Origin of the sequence: Alloalcanivorax profundimaris (assembly GCF_015265435.1) — a bacterium.
GTDB classification, from domain to species: Bacteria; Pseudomonadota; Gammaproteobacteria; order Pseudomonadales; family Alcanivoracaceae; genus Alloalcanivorax; species Alloalcanivorax profundimaris.
This window is the reverse complement of record NZ_JABJWH010000040.1, coordinates 167,092-182,224: the sequence shown is the minus strand read 5'-3', so window position 1 is coordinate 182,224 and position 15,133 is coordinate 167,092. Positions and strand designations below refer to the sequence as shown.

At 65.8% G+C, this 15,133-nt stretch carries 14 protein-coding genes; 9 read left to right on the top strand and 5 right to left on the bottom strand.

Going from position 1 to position 15,133, the window contains the following annotated elements:
• Window positions 1-8 precede the first annotated feature (8 nt).
• From HMJ39_RS18290 to HMJ39_RS18280, 3 genes are all read left to right on the top strand, one after another.
• Window positions 9-1,391, top strand: a complete 1,383-nt coding sequence (locus HMJ39_RS18290) for an alanine/glycine:cation symporter family protein (protein WP_161383563.1) — start codon at window positions 9-11, stop codon at window positions 1,389-1,391.
• Between the two features lie 56 nt (window positions 1,392-1,447).
• A complete protein-coding gene (locus HMJ39_RS18285) occupies window positions 1,448-2,137 on the top strand; it encodes a response regulator transcription factor (RefSeq protein ID WP_161383564.1) in 690 nt (229 codons plus the stop codon).
• 75 nt (window positions 2,138-2,212) lie between these two features.
• Window positions 2,213-3,091: a GAF domain-containing protein gene (locus HMJ39_RS18280; RefSeq protein ID WP_161383565.1), complete on the top strand. Its 879-nt coding sequence runs from the start codon at window positions 2,213-2,215 to the stop codon at window positions 3,089-3,091.
• Between the two features lie 16 nt (window positions 3,092-3,107).
• On the opposite strand, the gene HMJ39_RS18275 is transcribed toward HMJ39_RS18280, so the two are convergent.
• From HMJ39_RS18275 to HMJ39_RS18260, 4 genes are read right to left on the bottom strand one after another with little or no spacing between them, the layout of a single operon-like run.
• Complete coding sequence (locus HMJ39_RS18275; protein ID WP_194298406.1) at window positions 3,108-4,370, bottom strand: sensor histidine kinase; 1,263 nt, start codon at window positions 4,368-4,370, stop codon at window positions 3,108-3,110.
• Between the two features lie 17 nt (window positions 4,371-4,387).
• Entirely contained in the window at window positions 4,388-5,398 is a 1,011-nt protein-coding gene (locus tag HMJ39_RS18270) for an SAM-dependent methyltransferase (protein WP_194298405.1), read from the bottom strand.
• Window positions 5,395-6,171 carry a DUF1295 domain-containing protein gene (locus HMJ39_RS18265; RefSeq protein ID WP_194298404.1) on the bottom strand — a complete coding sequence of 259 codons (777 nt, stop codon included), beginning with the start codon at window positions 6,169-6,171 and terminating at the stop codon, window positions 5,395-5,397. Before HMJ39_RS18265 ends, HMJ39_RS18270 begins: the two co-directional genes overlap by 4 nt.
• Window positions 6,164-6,703 (bottom strand): DUF2878 domain-containing protein, encoded by a 540-nt coding sequence (locus HMJ39_RS18260; protein ID WP_194298403.1) that lies wholly within the window; start codon window positions 6,701-6,703, stop codon window positions 6,164-6,166. Before HMJ39_RS18260 ends, HMJ39_RS18265 begins: the two co-directional genes overlap by 8 nt.
• Window positions 6,704-6,788: 85 nt before the next feature.
• Here HMJ39_RS18260 and HMJ39_RS18255 point away from each other — a divergent pair, with 85 nt between their 5' ends.
• From HMJ39_RS18255 to HMJ39_RS18230, 6 genes are all read left to right on the top strand, one after another.
• Window positions 6,789-7,352, top strand: a complete 564-nt coding sequence (locus HMJ39_RS18255; RefSeq protein ID WP_161383570.1) for a nuclear transport factor 2 family protein — start codon at window positions 6,789-6,791, stop codon at window positions 7,350-7,352.
• Window positions 7,331-7,843: a chalcone isomerase family protein gene (locus tag HMJ39_RS18250; protein ID WP_194298402.1), complete on the top strand. Its 513-nt coding sequence runs from the start codon at window positions 7,331-7,333 to the stop codon at window positions 7,841-7,843. The genes HMJ39_RS18255 and HMJ39_RS18250 overlap by 22 nt, the downstream gene beginning before the upstream one ends.
• A 77-nt stretch (window positions 7,844-7,920) precedes the next feature.
• Complete coding sequence (locus HMJ39_RS18245) at window positions 7,921-8,685, top strand: GGDEF domain-containing protein (protein ID WP_194298401.1); 765 nt, start codon at window positions 7,921-7,923, stop codon at window positions 8,683-8,685.
• 192 nt (window positions 8,686-8,877) lie between these two features.
• Window positions 8,878-10,053, top strand: coding sequence for an OmpA family protein (locus HMJ39_RS18240; protein WP_194298400.1), 1,176 nt, complete (start codon window positions 8,878-8,880; stop codon window positions 10,051-10,053).
• A gap of 301 nt (window positions 10,054-10,354) precedes the next feature.
• Window positions 10,355-11,662 carry an acyl-CoA dehydrogenase family protein gene (locus tag HMJ39_RS18235; protein WP_194298399.1) on the top strand — a complete coding sequence of 436 codons (1,308 nt, stop codon included), beginning with the start codon at window positions 10,355-10,357 and terminating at the stop codon, window positions 11,660-11,662.
• Window positions 11,663-11,673: 11 nt separating this feature from the next.
• Entirely contained in the window at window positions 11,674-12,876 is a 1,203-nt protein-coding gene (locus HMJ39_RS18230) for an acyl-CoA dehydrogenase family protein (RefSeq protein WP_194298398.1), read from the top strand.
• Window positions 12,877-13,010: 134 nt separating this feature from the next.
• Here the strand turns inward: HMJ39_RS18230 and HMJ39_RS18225 are convergent, their stop codons facing one another.
• Complete coding sequence (locus HMJ39_RS18225; protein WP_194298397.1) at window positions 13,011-15,029, bottom strand: NADPH-dependent 2,4-dienoyl-CoA reductase; 2,019 nt, start codon at window positions 15,027-15,029, stop codon at window positions 13,011-13,013.
• Window positions 15,030-15,133 lie beyond the last annotated feature (104 nt).

The window sequence follows — 15,133 nt, the reverse complement described above, 5'->3', positions numbered from 1 at the left end:
AAGGCGCCATGAACGATATTTATAAAAACCTCGACCAGGCCCTGGAGGCGGTGGTGGGGTTTCTCTGGGGACCGCCGCTGGTCGCGCTGCTGATGGGCGGCGGCCTGTTCTTTCTTCTCTATTCCCGTTTGCTGCCGTACCGGCACCTGTTTTCCGGCGTGCGGCTGCTGTTCATGCCGGCGGACCGTAACGACGAAGGCACCCTGTCGCACTTCCAGGCGTTGAGCACGGCGCTGTCCGGCACCCTGGGCATGGGCAACGTGGCCGGCGTGGCGGTGGCCATCGCCGTGGGCGGTCCGGGCGCCATCTTCTGGATGTGGATGAGCGCCCTGGTGGGCATCGCCACCAAGTTCTACACCTGCACCCTGGCGGTCATGTACCGGGGCCGCGACAGCGAGGGAGCGCTGCAGGGCGGCCCCATGTACATCATCCGCGAGGGCCTGGGGCGGCGCTGGCGGCCGCTGGCCTACTTCTTCGCCCTGGCCGGGCTGCTCGGCACCATGCCGATTTTCCAGATCAATCAGCTCACCGAGGTGGTGCGCGAGGCAATCGCCATCCCCGCCGGCTGGACCCACTCGGACGACCACTTCACCTTCGATCTGGTGTTCGGGGTGATCCTGGCCGGGCTGGTGCTGGCGGTGGTGTCCGGCAAGCTGCCCCGGGTGGGCAAGGTCACCGGCGTGCTGGTGCCGTCCATGATCGTCGGCTACCTGCTGCTCACCGCCGTCGTGCTGATCACCCACGCCGACCAGGTGGCCCCGGCCCTGGCCTTGATCGTGCGCGATGCCTTCAGCGGCCAGTCCGCCGCCGGCGGCGTGCTCGGCGCGGTGATCATCACCGGCATTCGCCGGGCGGCGTTTTCCAACGAGGCCGGCATCGGCACCGAGGCCATGGCCCACGGCGCGGCGCGCACCGCCGAGCCGGTGCGCGAGGGGCTGGTGGCCATGCTCGGCCCGATCATCGATACCCTGATCGTGTGCACCTGCACCGCCCTGGTGATCCTGATCAGCGGCGTCTGGCAAAGCGGCGACGACAATGGCGTGAGCCTTACCGTGGCGGCCTTCGACAGCCTGTTCCTGGACTACAGCGGCGTGCTGCTGGCGGTGCTGGTGGGCGTGCTCAGCCTGAGCACCGTGGTCACCTTCTGGTATTACGGCGCCAAGTGCCTGGGCTTTTTGATCGGCGCCCGCTACCAACACCATTACGTTTGGTTTTATCTTTGTCTGGTGGTGATCGGTTCGGTGGCCTCGCTGAGCGTGATCATCCGCGTGGTGGACAGCATGTACGCCCTGATGGCGCTGCCCACCATGATCGCCTCGCTGCGCCTGGCGCCGCGGGTAAACCGGGCGGCGCGGGCCTATTTCGCCGGCCGCCGGCGTGAGGAAGATTGACAGTGCCTTGACGCTCGCGCAGGGAAGATAACGATAACGAAAAAGGAGTGTGACCCATGGAAAACCTGTCCATTCTGCTGGTGGAAGACCACCGCCAACTGGCACAGAGCGTGCTCGAATTTCTGGAGCAGGAAGGGGCCATGGTGGATTACGCCAGCGATACCACCCTGGCCCGCTCACTGGTGCAGGAGCATCACTATGACATCCTGATCCTGGACGTGATGCTGCCCGGCGAGGACGGTTATACGTTCTGCCAGGCACTGCGCAAGGACATGGCCAAATCCATGCCGGTGATCTTCATGACCGCCCGCGACCAGCTGGACGACAAGCTGGAAGGCTTCGCCCGGGGCGGTGACGACTACATCGTCAAACCCTTCGCCTTGCCGGAACTGGTGGCCCGGGTGCGCGCCCTGGTGCGCCGTGAGCGTCGCGAGGTGGCCGCCAACTTGCTCACCGTGGCCGACCTGGAACTGGATCCGGCCCGTCAGGAAGTGCGCCGCGATGGCCAATTGCTCAAGCTTTCTCCCACCGCGTTTCGAATTTTACGAATTTTGATGCGCGAATCTCCCAAGGTAGTGAGCCGTGAGCAACTGGAGCAGGAACTGTGGGGAGACCTGGTTCCGGACTCCGACGCACTGCGCAGCCACTTGTATAACCTGCGCAAAGCCGTCGACAAACCCTTCGAAACCTCACTGCTGGAAACCCAACCCGGCGTCGGTTTCAGTATTCGCGCGCCTCGGGAGTAAGGTTTCGCCCCCTTGCGGAGCCGCGTCTGCGAGCACAGAATGGCGCGATCAAAAAGCGGGCGACACGATAACGATATGCACCGGGGGAAAAGTCACTCTTTCAAGGACTTCGTCGAAACGCAGCTGCGTGATCTGCAGTCGCGGTTCGGCATGGCCATGTGGTTTTTGGCGCGCTACCGCGACGACGACTGGCTGTTGCTGAATTCCTTCGGCGAAGGCTACGACCTGGAGCGCGGCGACCTGCTGCGCTGGCGCGATACGCTGTGCTACCAGCGGGTACGCGAACGGGGCCCGTTGATCTGCACCGACGTGTCCCGGGAGCCAGCCTACCGCGACGCGCCGGTCACCGACCAGCTCGGCATCGGCGCCTATCTGGGGCTGCCTCTCACCGATCACCGCGGCCGTCTGTTCGGCACCCTCTGCGCTCTGGATCCAAAGCCGCGCCCGGAGCTCGACCAGGACGGCGCCCGCGAGGCGCTGTTGCGCCAGGCGCACCTGCTGGAAACCGCCCTGGTGTGGAATCTGGCCGGGCTGGATCAGCAGCGCATCGCCGAGTTCTTCGAAGAGGAAAGCCGCGATCCGGACACCGACCTGCTGGACATGACCGGCTGGGGCCGGATTCTCGATCAGGAGCGCGAGCGCTGCCGGGATTACGGACTCAGCGCCGTGGTGCTGCGGGTGCACGGCGACAACCTGAACCCGGACGACCGCGCCGAGGTGGCCGACTCCCTGGCCGCGCTGATCCGTCACCAGGACATGGCCGCCTACCTGGGCCACGATCAATTCGCCGTGTTGCTCACCGAAAACACCCCCTGCCGCGCCGAACAGGTGCGCGAGCGTCTTCTCGACGCGCTCAATGCCAAGGGATTGTTGATGCGCTGTGAGTACGAACCGTTGCGCACCACGCCGGGGCTGGTGCAGCCCGAGGTGCTGCTGAACGGCGCCGTGCATTGAAACGGTCCGGGGCCGACTAGCGGAAGCGCACCCGCACTTCCGTGCCCTTGCCGGGCTGGCTGGCCACGTCCAGCCCCCAATCGAACCGCTCGCACAACCGCTGCACGATGGCCAGCCCCAGGCCGTGGCCGCCCTCGCTGCTGTCGCCGCGTTCGAACGGTTTGAGGAAACGGGCCAGCGCCTCGGCATCCATGCCCGAACCGGTGTCCACCACGTGCACCGCGCCCTCGGCCACGACGATGGTGACCTCGCCGGAGCCGCTGTAGTTGATGGCGTTGCGCACCAGGTTGGTGAGCACGATGTTAAGCACGGTTTCCGAGGCTTCCAGGGTCAGCAGCGCGGTCTGGCGAACCTGCAGGCGGATCTGCTTACGCTCCGCCAGGGGTTGCAGCCGGTCGAGCAGATTCACCGCCACGTCGTTGACCACCAGCTCTTCTTCCACCACCGGTTGCTGCTCGGTGCGCGCCAGCAACAGCAGGGTTTCCACCAGGGATTCCATATCGTCCACGGTGTCGGACATGCGGCCGATCACCGGCCGATCGCCAACCTGTTTGGCGAGCAACTCCAGATTGGCGCGGAACACCGCCAGCGGCGTGCGCAGTTCGTGGCTGGCGTCGCGGGTGAACTGACGCTCGCGGTCGACGAAACGCAGCAGGCGGTCCGCGTAGGCGTCCAGTGAGGCCAGCAACACCTCCGCTTCGCTGCCCGGCTCCGCTTCCACCCGCTCCAGGTTGGGGCGCGCCTGTTCCGGATCGTTGAAGTCGGTGTGGCGCAGGGTTTCCGCCAGTTGCACCAGCGGCGACACCAGGGCCCGGGATTTACGCCAGCCCAGGAAGGAGGTGAGATAAATCACCAGCAGCACCACGGTGAGCGGCAGGATGCCGAACAGGAACGCCAGCACCGAAACCCGTTTTTCGTCGAAGATCAGATACAGGCGGGCGTCGCCGCGGTGCTCGATGTAGACGATCGGTGTTTCGCCGTCCAGCTCCACGCGCTGGTAGCCATCGGGCAGGCTGGCGAGCGCCTTGGGGATCGCGTCCCGGGTATCCTGGTCTTCGAGAAGGCCGAGCAGATGGCGGGTGTTGGGGCGCGGGAAGTCGTCGTCCTGCTGGTAGAGGGTCCAGTAATGCTCGGCCTCCTTGATCAGGGCTTCCTTGACCAGCACGTTCTCGATGATCTGGGCGGTGGCCCAGACCCCGAACACCGTGGACAGGCTGATGAACAAAATCTGGATCAGGAATACCCGGGTAAGCCGGTGCTGAACCCCCTTGCGCGTCATGCCATCCCCGTCAGACGTTAATCGCGGCGGAACCGGTAGTGGCCCACGAACCATTCGTCGCCTCCACCATAGTTGAACAGTTCCGCGCAGGCCATGAAAAACATGCGCCAGCGCTGCAGCCAGACGGCGCCCTCGCCTTCGCCGTAACCTTCCTCCAGCAGACGGATCAGCGGCCGGCGATGGTCGTCCGCCTTGGCCAGCCAGGCTTCCAGGGTGCGGCCGTAATGACGGCCGTTCACCGCCCAGCGATCCTCCAGGGCCAGCTCGCCGGCACAGCGCGGCAGCCAGTCGAAGGCGGGCATCACTCCGCCGGTGAAGAAGTAGCGGCCCATCCAGTTGCTGGCGCCCTGGGTCTCGAACAAATAGGTCAGCTCGCGGTGCACGAAGATGTGCACGAACAGCTTGCCGCCCGGGTTCAGCCAGTCATGGATGCGCCGCATCAGCTCGCGGTGGTTGCGCATGTGCTCGAACATCTCCACGGACACCACCCGGTCATAACGCTGCTCCGGCTGGAACACGGTGACATCGGCGGTGATCACGCGCAGGTTGTCCAGGCCGCGCTCGGCGGCCCGCTCGGTGATCCAGGCCTTCTGCGACGCGGAGTTGCTGACGGCGGTGATGCGGCTGCCCGGGTAGTGCGCCGCCATCCACAGCGTCAGCGAGCCCCAACCGCAGCCCAACTCCAGGATCTCCTGACCGTTGGCCAGCTCCGCGCGCTCGCCGGTGAGCGCCAGCATCGCTTCCTCGGCGCCGGCCAGGTCGGTGACTCCGTCGCCCCAGTAACCACTGGAATACTTCAGGTGCGGGCCCAGGACCTGATCGTAGAAGCGGGAATCCACTTCGTAGTGCTGCTCGTTGGCCTCGTCCTGGGCGATCGCCACCGGCCCCCGGGAGAGCTCCTGGAACAAACGCTCCTGGTCCTCGCGCCGGCCGCTCTCCTGGGAGAGACGGCGCTTGAGCAGATGGCGAATACCGCCGCGTACCAACCGGTCCGGCAACAGGCCGGACTCCGCCATGCGAATGATCATGCTCGGGGTCTCCAGGGAATGAAGGGGCTGGTGGTGCGCTGATACTCGCGGTAATCGTCGCCACGGGATTTCAGCGCCTGCTTTTCGGTGTAGGGAATGCCGGTGACGAACCACAGGAACAGGAACATGGCCACCGGCAGCAGCCACAGCCAGGCGCCGTGGGGCGCCGCCACCGCGGCGATCAGCGGGTAGCTGAACCAATGCAGCCATTCGAAGAAATAGTTGGGGTGGCGGGAATAACGCCACAGACCTTCCCGACAGGTGCGGCCGTGGCTGTCCGGGCGCGCCTTGAAGCGCGCCAGCTGGCGGTCGGCCAGAGCCTCGCCGACGATCGCCACCACGCCCACCGCCAGACCCAGGTTGACGAACAGGGGAATGAAATCCGGCTGGTGGCCGATCACCCAGAACGGCAGGGAGAACGCCCAGGCGAGCCCGGCCTGGGCCCAGAACACCAGCAGGAACACCGGCTGGGCGGCGCCGCCCAGGCGCTCGCGCATGGCGGCGTAGCGACCGTCCTCGCTGCCCTCGCCGACCACCCGGGAAAGAATGTGCCCGCCCAGGCGCAGGGCCCACAGGGTCAGCAGGCCGCCGGCCACCCAGCGTGGCCAGGCCTCGCCGTCGCCCACCAGCAGGTAGCCAAGACCGACGATGCCGGTGCCGAAGCTCCAGGCCACGTCCACGTAACCGGCGTTGGCGGTCAGGCGCTGCACAGCCCACGCCAGGGTGAACAGCATCAGCAGCACCGCCAGGCTGAACCACAGCATCTCAGGCATAATCCCTTTGCTCCTCTTCCAGTCGACGGGCCAGCCAGGCCAGCCCGGGCACCACCGCCGCCCACACCACGCCGTAGACCAGCGCCAGCGCCCACCAGCCGTGGGGCGTGTCGGCGGCGCCCAGACGGATGCCCACCGTCACCGAGAATACGCCGCCCAGAGCGCCGAACACAGCGGCCAGCCACAGCCGCCGGCGCAACCACGCCAGGCAGTAATTGAAACTCACCGCGAAGCCCAGCCACAGTGCCCAGATCCAGGCCGGCGCCAGCCAGCCGGCGGACCAGTCCACGTAGCGGATCAGTTGCGGCGCCATCCACAGCGGCTCGCACACCAGGCAGGCCAGCGCGCCCATGGCCAGCAGCGGCGCGTCCCGGCGCCAGCCCCGGTTCAGTGCCCATACACCGGCTTGCATGGCCAGCAGCACCAACAGCGCGGCGGCACCCCAGCCCCGGGCCGCGCCGTACACGGCCACGAACCAGAGCAACTGAAAACCGATGAAATTGACCGCCAGGGCGGCGAATGATCCGTTCATGCCGGCGAGCTTGGCCCCGCCCCCGTCAATGGCCTGTGAACCGGCTTCACAGGGGATTCACCGGGCGGCGTGGAAAGTAGCGTCCATGAAAACATCTTCCCTGCTCACCCTCATGGTCGTACTGTTCGCCGCCGCCGGCTGCGCCAGCCGCGCCGCCGACAACGACGGCTACTCCCGGCTCTACGAGCAGGGGCTGCGCGAACGCGCCGGCGCCACCCGGGTATCGGACGCGGCGGTGGAGCGCTTCGTGGCGCTGTACTCGCCCATCGATGCCGATTACATCGACGCCCATCTGGACGAGGTGTACGCCGCCGAGGTGTATTTCAACGACACCCTGGCCACCATCTACGATCGCGAAGCGCTCAAGGAGCATATGCTCAAGACCGCCAAGCGCCTCGATTACATGAGCCTGGACGTGCAGCAGCAATGGCGTGATGGCCAGGACGTGTTCCTGCGCTGGATCATGGAGACCCACTTCTCGATCATGGGCAGCCAACGCCAGTCACGCACCATCGGCATCTCGCAATTGCGTTTCGACGACCAGGGCCGGGTGATCTTTCACCAGGATTTCTGGGACAGCAGCCAGGGCCTGGATCAACATCTCCCCATTCTGGGAACGGTGACACGATGGTTAAGAGAGCATCCCTGATCGCCTTGCTGCTGGTGGCCACCGGCGCCGGCGCCACCGATTTCGACGAACTGCCGCGCTGTTCCACCGGCAAGGTGAAGGCTCTCAAATTCTTCCATGTGGGCCAGGCATCTCTGTTCCGCCCGGATTGCGCCGCCGCCGACAAGCTGGCACCGCCGCTGCGGCTGGCGTTCGGCTACAACCGGGAAGTGCCCGGTGACGCCTTCGCCAAGGCGGCCCGCGAGATGATCGAACGCAACCTGTCGGAACAGCGCTTCCAGGCGCTGCAACAGCGCCTCGACGCCTTCAACCGGCACTACCGCACCACCAATGATGGCGACCGCTATACCCTGGATTACGACCGGGACCAGTCCCTGGTGCTGCGCCTCAATGGGGAAGTGCTGGCCCGGGAACAGGGGCGCGACTTCGCCGACGCCTACCTGTCGATCTGGTTCGGCGAGGATCCCTACTCCGATAACCTCAAGGACGCCCTGCTCTCCGGCGGCGCCTGAGCCGCGCTTGCACCCCCTCCGGGGACACCGGATACTTTCACCCAAACAACGGTTCCATCTCTGTTTGGGGGTTTCACATGGCCAGTGCGCCGCAAGGTCGCTTCAGCCAGGCCGCGCCGGTTCACAACACCGACCGTTTCTTCGCCCTGCGGCTGACCGCCGCCTATACCCTGGGCGGTCTGGTGCTGTCGCTGCTGATCACCACCGTGGGCGTGCTGCTCACCGGCCAGCGTGACTGGCTGGCGGCGATTACCCTGGCGCTGCTGATCCCCCTGCTGCTGGTACCGCCGGTGTGCTACCCGATGCTCTCGCGCCTGTCGGCGCTGAGCCGGGAAAACCGTCTGCTGCGCCAGCAGGCCCGCGAGGATCACCTCACCGGCCTGTTCAACCGCCCCCACCTGCTGGACATGCTGGAGCGGGAGTTGTCGCTGAGCCAGCGTCACGACTACCCGGTGTCCATCCTGCTGGTGGACATCGTCGATTTCAGCGACATCGCCGACCGCCACGGTCGCCATCTGGGCGACTCCCTGCTGCGGGTGTTTTCCGAGCGCATCCGCGACAAGATCCGCGACAGCGACCTGTTCGGGCGCATCGACGGCGCCCAGTTCCTGCTGGTATTGCCGCATACCGACTACGACGACGCCCTGCACATGGCCCAGGGTCTGCAAGCCCTGACCGCCACCATCCAGATCCAGGACGGCGAGCAACCGGTGGAGTTCGAGATCCGCATCGGCGCCGCCTGCACCGAGAACAGCGGCCGCCAGCTCAACGCCCTGCTCAACGAAGCGGACTACATGCTGTACCAGAGCCGTAACGAACACCGCCCTCATGAAACCGCCTGATGGTCTTTTCATATCAGTCTTTTTCCCCATCAAAAACGATTAATTTTTACAAAAAAATTCGTTTATCCGCCGCCGGTTCCCGTTCTTTGTAAATTTTTTTATTAAGCTTTCATGGAAGCATTTACAGTACCGTCCCGTGAGGCAAAACTGCGGACACTGTTTTTCTGCCTACAAGACAACAAGGAAGGAGTTATGGACGCTAAACGTTTTCTCGCCTCCAGCATCGCTTGCGCAACGTTGGGTCTGGCCACCACGGCCGTCGCCAACGACATCCCGGATCGCTACTTCTACCTGGGTGGTCACGTGGGCCAGCAATGGCTGGACATCGGTGATCACTACGAAGGCGACGGGTACATCAGCGATTCCGCCTACGAGCAGGACACCGTGACCCTTCCCGGGGCTCAGATCGGTTACCGCTTCAACGAAAACTGGTCCATCCAGGCCACTTACCAGCGCAACAACATGGCCACCAGCAGCGGCAAGGTGTACCTGCGCGAAAACTTCGCCAGCCTGCGCCGCCACTTCGGTAACGACGATTCCGCCTTCGAAACCTATCTGGGTATCGGCGGCGGCGAGACCCGCACCGAGTTCAACAGCGAAAGCAGCGACGACTTCAAGGAAGCCACCGGCGGCCTGGAAGCGGGCATGCAAACCGCGCTGGCCAGCAACTTCCTGCTGGACGTGGGCGTGCGCCCGACCTACAGCTTCCGCACCGAGCGCTGGGACGGTGAGGTCTACGCCGGCCTGAACCTGCTGGTGGGCGCGTCCCACGACGAAGAACCGGAGCCGGTGACCGAAGCCGCCACCGACAGCGACGGCGACGGCGTTCCGGACAACAACGACCGCTGCCCGGGCACCCCGGCCGGCGCCCAGGTGGACGCCACCGGCTGTGAACTGGACGACGACGGCGACGGCGTGGTCAACAGCAAGGACCAGTGCCCGGACACCCCGGCCCGCGCCAAGGTCGACGAGAAAGGCTGTCAGGAGTACCTGACCAAGGACGTGAAGGAAACCCTGTACGTTCAGTTCGGCCTGGACAAAGCCGAGGTTCGCGAAACCTCCTACCCGGAACTGGAAAACCTGTCCGAGCGCATGTACCAGTACCCGTCCGCGAATCTGGTGCTTGAAGGCCACACCGACAGCACCGGCTCCGCCGCGTACAACAAGCAGCTTTCCCAGAAGCGTGCCGACGCGGTGAAAAACGTGCTGGTGGGTGAGTTCGGCATCGACGGCGAGCGCATCAGCACCGTCGGTTACGGCGAGGAACGTCCGATCGCCGACAACGGCAGCCGCGACGGCCGTGCTCAGAACCGCCGCGTGGAAGCCATCATGAAGGCGACCACCGAGGAAGCGCAGTACGAGGACTAAACCCCTCGCCAACGCGCAACGAAAAGGGCCGGCATTCGCCGGCCCTTTTTTATGCGCGGATGAGAACAACCATGGACCAATGGCACCGTGGGAGCGACTTCAGTCGCGATACCCGACGCCGATGATCGCGACGCAAGCGCAATAACGCCCTCCCGGAGCCTACTACCCCGCCCCCACCCTGAACAGCGCCCCAGCGCCGCCGCGCTGGCTGCGTCGCCCGCGCCGCCAGGCAAGGGAGTCAATGGTCCTGGCCGTCACTGACCGATAATCCGGTGATCGCTTTCCAAACAGGACCCCGACCATGGCCAAAGACGCGATCGGCTTCGCGCTGAGCGCCCTCAACCGGCTCGCCGGCTCCGAGTTTCTGGACCGGCTGGGCATGCGGCAAGGCGCCGAACGGCTGGCCTACCGGCTCACCAAGAGCGGTTTCCAGGTGATCACCACCAGCGCCCGCGCCTTCAAGAGCAAGGGCAACCCGGACCAACCCCAACGGCTGCACGCCCCCGGCGAGACCACGGATCTGTTCGATCTGGGCATCACCGAGGAGCAACGGATGATCCGCGACAGCGTGCGCGGCTTCGCCGAGGAAGTGCTGCGCGAGCGGGCCGAGGAAGCGGACGCCGCCCAGCGCACCGGCGACGATGTGCAGGCCCAGGCCCGGGAACTGGGCCTCAACTTCTTCGCCGTGCCGGAATCCCTGGGCGGCGCCGCCGCCGAACGCTCCACGGTCACCGGCATGCTGGTGGCCGAGGAGCTGGCCCGCGGCGACATGGGCCAGGCGGTGGCGATCCTGGCGCCCATGGGCGTGGCCAATGCCCTGACCCACTGGGGGTCCGCCCTGCAGCAGGACAAGTATCTGACGCCCTTCGCCGACGAGGCGCCACCGCTGGCCACCATCGCCCTGTGCGAGCCGCGTCCGCTGTTCGACCCGAAACAATTGCGCACCACCGCCACCCGGGACGGCGACCACTGGGTGCTCAACGGCGAAAAGTCCCTGGTGCCCCTGGCCGCGGAGGCGGAGCTGTTCCTGGTGGCGGCGGCCACCGAGGACGGCCCGACGGTGTTCATCGTCGAGGGCGGCAGCGACGGCCTCACCGCCGGCGACGATCCGTCCATGGGCATCCGCGCCAGCGCCCAACGGCCCCTGTACCTGAAGGATGTGCGGGTGCCGGCGGACCAGCGCCTGGGCAGCGACGACTTCGATTACCAGGCGTTCGTGGACCTGGGCACCCTGGGCTGGTGCGCGCTGGCGGTGGGCACCGCCCAGGCGGTGCTCGATTACGTGATTCCCTACGTCAACGAGCGCCAGGCGTTCGGCGAGCCGATCAGCCACCGCCAGGCGGTGGCGTTCATGGTGGCGGACATCGCCATCGAGCTGGAATCCATGCGCATGCTCACCTACCGGGCGGCCTGCCGGGCGGAACAGGGCCGGAGCTTCCAGCGCGAGACGCACCTGGCCCGCACCCTGGTGAAGGAAAAGGCCATGCAAATCGGCACCGACGGCGTCCAGCTGCTGGGCGGCCACGGCTTCACCCACGAATACCCGGTGGAACGCTGGTACCGGGATCTGCGCGCCATCGGCGTGGCCTTCGGCGGACTGCATCTGTAAGGGGACGGCACATGAACATCGAAATTCCCAGAAAATTCAAACCGGTGATCCACAACGCCCGCCAGGTGGCGCTGAACAGCTTCCGGCCGATCTCGCGCAAGTACGACCGCGCCGAGCACGAGCGCCCCAAGGAACTGGACATGGTGGCCTCGGTGCTGGACGGCTTCAACGAAGGCGACCCGGCCAACTCCGCCGGCGCCAGCCAGACCGGCAAGGGCAAGGTGAGGGACGACGGCTCGGTGAAGAACGGCGCCAACATGATGACCTGCCTGGGCGCCCTGGAATTCTGCTACGGCGACACCGGCTTCCTGCTCGGCATGCCCCGCCAGGGCCTGGGCAACGCGGCCATCGCCGCGGTGGCCACCGACGAGCAGTTGGAGCGTTTCCAGGGCAAGTGGGCGGCCATGGCGATCACCGAACCGGGCGCCGGCTCCGACTCGGCGGCGATCCGCACCACCGCCAGGGAAGACGGCGACCACTACGTGCTCAACGGCGAGAAAATCTACGTGACCTCCGGGGAACGGGCCGACTGCGTGGTGGTGTGGGCGACCCTGGACCCGAAGCTGGGCCGGGCGGCGATCAAATCCTTCGTGGTGGAATGGGGCACGCCGGGCATGGAGCTGGCGCGCCTGGAAAAGAAACTGGGCATCCGCGCCTCGGACACCGCCGCCATCAGTTTCAACGACTGCCGGGTGCCCAGGGAAAACCTGCTCGGCAATCCGGAGGTGGACACCAAGGGCTTCGGCGGCGTCATGGAGACCTTCGACAACACCCGCCCGCTGGTGGCCTGCTTCGCCCTGGGCGTGGCCAAGGCGTCCCTGGAGCGCACCCGGGAGCTGCTCGCCGAGGCCATCGACTACGACTACGGCAAGCCGGTGGACACGGTCGGCGCCGCCGAGGCGGACCTGTACCGCATGGAGGCCGAATGGGAAGCCGCCTACTGGCTGGCCATGAAAGCGGCCTGGATGGCGGACAACAAGCAGTCCAACTCGGTGGAAGCGTCGATCTCCAAGGCCAAGGCCGGCCGGGTGGGCAACCAGATCACCCTGCGCTGCGTGGAACTGGCCGGTTCGGTGGGCTACACCGAGGACGAGCTGCTGGAGAAATGGGCGCGGGATTCGAAGATTCTCGACATCTTCGAGGGCACCCAGCAGATTCAGAAGCTGATCATCGCCCGCCGCATCCTGGGCCTCAGCTCCAAGGAACTGAAGTGAAGTGAGGCAGTTAATAGTGAACAATTAAAAGTGAACAGTGAATGAAAAAAGGCGCGGACTCTGCCCGCGCCTTCCTGTTTTGACGTTAGCTGTTAACTATTCACTGTTAACTGTTAACTGAACTGGCGGCGCGGCTACAGCCGCGCCGCCAGTTCCGAGCCTTGTTTAATGGCGCGCTTGGCGTCCAGCTCGGCGGCCAGTTCCGCGCCGCCGATCAGGTGATAGCGGGCGTCTTCTTCCTGGTACAGCTCACGCAGGGATTCCTGGCCGGCGCAAATCACCACGTGGTCCACGTCCAGCAGGCCCTGTTTTTCATCCTGGGTGATGTGCAGGCCATGGTCGTCGACCCGGTCGTACTGGCAGCCGGCCAGCATTTCCACGTTGCGCGCCTTGAGCGTGGCCCGGTGCACCCAGCCGGTGGTCTTGCCCAACCCCTTGCCCGGCGTGCTGGTCTTGCGCTGCAGCAGATAAAGCTGGCGCACCGGTTTCTCCGCGTGCTTCTCCACCAGGCCGCCACGGGTTTCCGCCTGGAAATCCACGCCCCATTCCGCCAGCCATTCCGGCAACGGCTGGGCGCCCTCCCGGGGGGCCTCGGCGAGGAATTCCGCCACGTCGAAGCCGATGCCACCGGCGCCGATGATGGCCACCTTGTCGCCCACGGTGACCTTGCCGGTGAGCACATCCACGTAGGACACCACCTTGGGGTGGTCGATGCCCTCGAGACCCGGCCGGCGCGGCAGCACGCCGGTGGCGATGACGATTTCCTCGAAACCTTCCGCTTCCAGCTCGCCCTGCTCCACCCGGCGGCCCAGCACCAGCTTCACGCCGGTGCGCTCGATGCGCTTGCCGAAGTAACGCAGGGTCTGGTGAAACTCCTCCTTGCCGGGCACCACCTTGGCCATGTTGAACTGGCCGCCGATGCGGTCGGCCTGGTCGAACAGGGTCACGTCGTGGCCGCGCTCGGCGGCCACGGTGGCGCAGGCCAGGCCCGCCGGGCCGGCGCCCACCACCGCCACCTTCTTGGGATGGGCGGTGCGCAGATAGACCAGCTCGGTTTCGTGGCAGGCACGCGGGTTCACCAGGCAGGAGGCGCGCTTCAGTTCGAAGGTGTGATCCAGACAGGCCTGGTTGCAGGCGATGCAGGTGTTGATCTCGTCCTCGCGGCCCTCGGCGGCCTTGTTGACGAAGTCCGGGTCAGCCAGCAACGGCCGCGCCATGGACACGGCATCGGCCTGGTCCTCGGCGAGGATGCGTTCGGCCACCTCGGGGTCATTGATGCGGTTGGACGCCACCACCGGAATCGACACCACCTCGCGCACCTGGCGGGTGGCCTCCACGAAGGCGGCCCGGGGCACCGAGGTGACGATGGTGGGCACGCGGGCCTCGTGCCAGCCGATGCCGCTGTTGATCAGGCTGGCGCCGGCGCCTTCGATGGCGCGGGCCAGATCCAGCACTTCCTCGCGGGTGGAACCGTCCGGCACCAGATCGATCACCGACAGCCGGTACATGATGATGAAATCCTCGCCGCAGCGGCGCCGGGTTTCCTCGACGATCTCCACCGGGAAGCGGCGCCGGTTCTCGGCGCTGCCACCGTATTCGTCGGTGCGCCGGTTGCTGCGCGGCGCGGTGAACTGATTGATCAGGTAGCCCTCGGACCCCATGATCTCGACGCCGTCGTAGCCGGCCTGCTTGGCGAGCTCGGCGGTGCGGGCGAAATCGCGCACCGTCTTTTTCACCTCGCGGGTGCTCATGGCCTTGGGCTTGAACGGGTTGATCGGGCTCTTGATGGCCGACGCGGAACGGGAGAACGGGTGGTAACTGTAGCGCCCGGCGTGGAGAACCTGCAGGGCGATCTTGCCGCCTTCCTTGTGCACCGCCTCGGTGATCTTGCGGTGGTTGCGGATGTCCAGCTTGCGGTTGAAGGTGCCGGACAGCGGGTAGAACCAGCCATGGCGGTTGGGGTTGATGCCGCCGGTCACCGACAGCGCCACGCCGCCCCGGGCCCGCTCGGCGAAATAGGCCGCCAGCTTGGGGTACTGCCAGAAACGGTCTTCCAGACCGGTGTGCATGGACCCCATGATCACCCGGTTCTTGAGCTGGGTGTGCCCCAGATCCAGCGGGGACAGCAGGTGCGGGTAGGCGTTGGCCACCATGTCGTTCTCCTTCCCGAATACGGGTGTGGCTGGGCCGGCGGGCCGGCCTGGCTAATCTGGACGCCGTCAAGATACGGTGCTATTTTGACGCCGTCAAGATTCAA

What these genes read in the sequence shown, in the direction of transcription:
- HMJ39_RS18230 (WP_194298398.1), top strand. Translation starts at nt 11,674, where the DNA reads ATGAACATCGAAATTCCCAGAAAATTCAAACCGGTGATCCACAACGCC.
- HMJ39_RS18290 (WP_161383563.1), top strand. Translation starts at nt 9, where the DNA reads ATGAACGATATTTATAAAAACCTCGACCAGGCCCTGGAGGCGGTGGTG.
- HMJ39_RS18245 (WP_194298401.1), top strand. Translation starts at nt 7,921, where the DNA reads ATGGCCAGTGCGCCGCAAGGTCGCTTCAGCCAGGCCGCGCCGGTTCAC.
- HMJ39_RS18240 (WP_194298400.1), top strand. Translation starts at nt 8,878, where the DNA reads ATGGACGCTAAACGTTTTCTCGCCTCCAGCATCGCTTGCGCAACGTTG.
- HMJ39_RS18235 (WP_194298399.1), top strand. Translation starts at nt 10,355, where the DNA reads ATGGCCAAAGACGCGATCGGCTTCGCGCTGAGCGCCCTCAACCGGCTC.
- HMJ39_RS18260 (WP_194298403.1), bottom strand. Translation starts at nt 6,703, where the DNA reads ATGAACGGATCATTCGCCGCCCTGGCGGTCAATTTCATCGGTTTTCAG.
- HMJ39_RS18225 (WP_194298397.1), bottom strand. Translation starts at nt 15,029, where the DNA reads ATGGTGGCCAACGCCTACCCGCACCTGCTGTCCCCGCTGGATCTGGGG.
- HMJ39_RS18275 (WP_194298406.1), bottom strand. Translation starts at nt 4,370, where the DNA reads ATGACGCGCAAGGGGGTTCAGCACCGGCTTACCCGGGTATTCCTGATC.
- HMJ39_RS18280 (WP_161383565.1), top strand. Translation starts at nt 2,213, where the DNA reads ATGCACCGGGGGAAAAGTCACTCTTTCAAGGACTTCGTCGAAACGCAG.
- HMJ39_RS18285 (WP_161383564.1), top strand. Translation starts at nt 1,448, where the DNA reads ATGGAAAACCTGTCCATTCTGCTGGTGGAAGACCACCGCCAACTGGCA.
- HMJ39_RS18255 (WP_161383570.1), top strand. Translation starts at nt 6,789, where the DNA reads ATGAAAACATCTTCCCTGCTCACCCTCATGGTCGTACTGTTCGCCGCC.
- HMJ39_RS18265 (WP_194298404.1), bottom strand. Translation starts at nt 6,171, where the DNA reads ATGCCTGAGATGCTGTGGTTCAGCCTGGCGGTGCTGCTGATGCTGTTC.
- HMJ39_RS18250 (WP_194298402.1), top strand. Translation starts at nt 7,331, where the DNA reads ATGGTTAAGAGAGCATCCCTGATCGCCTTGCTGCTGGTGGCCACCGGC.
- HMJ39_RS18270 (WP_194298405.1), bottom strand. Translation starts at nt 5,398, where the DNA reads ATGATCATTCGCATGGCGGAGTCCGGCCTGTTGCCGGACCGGTTGGTA.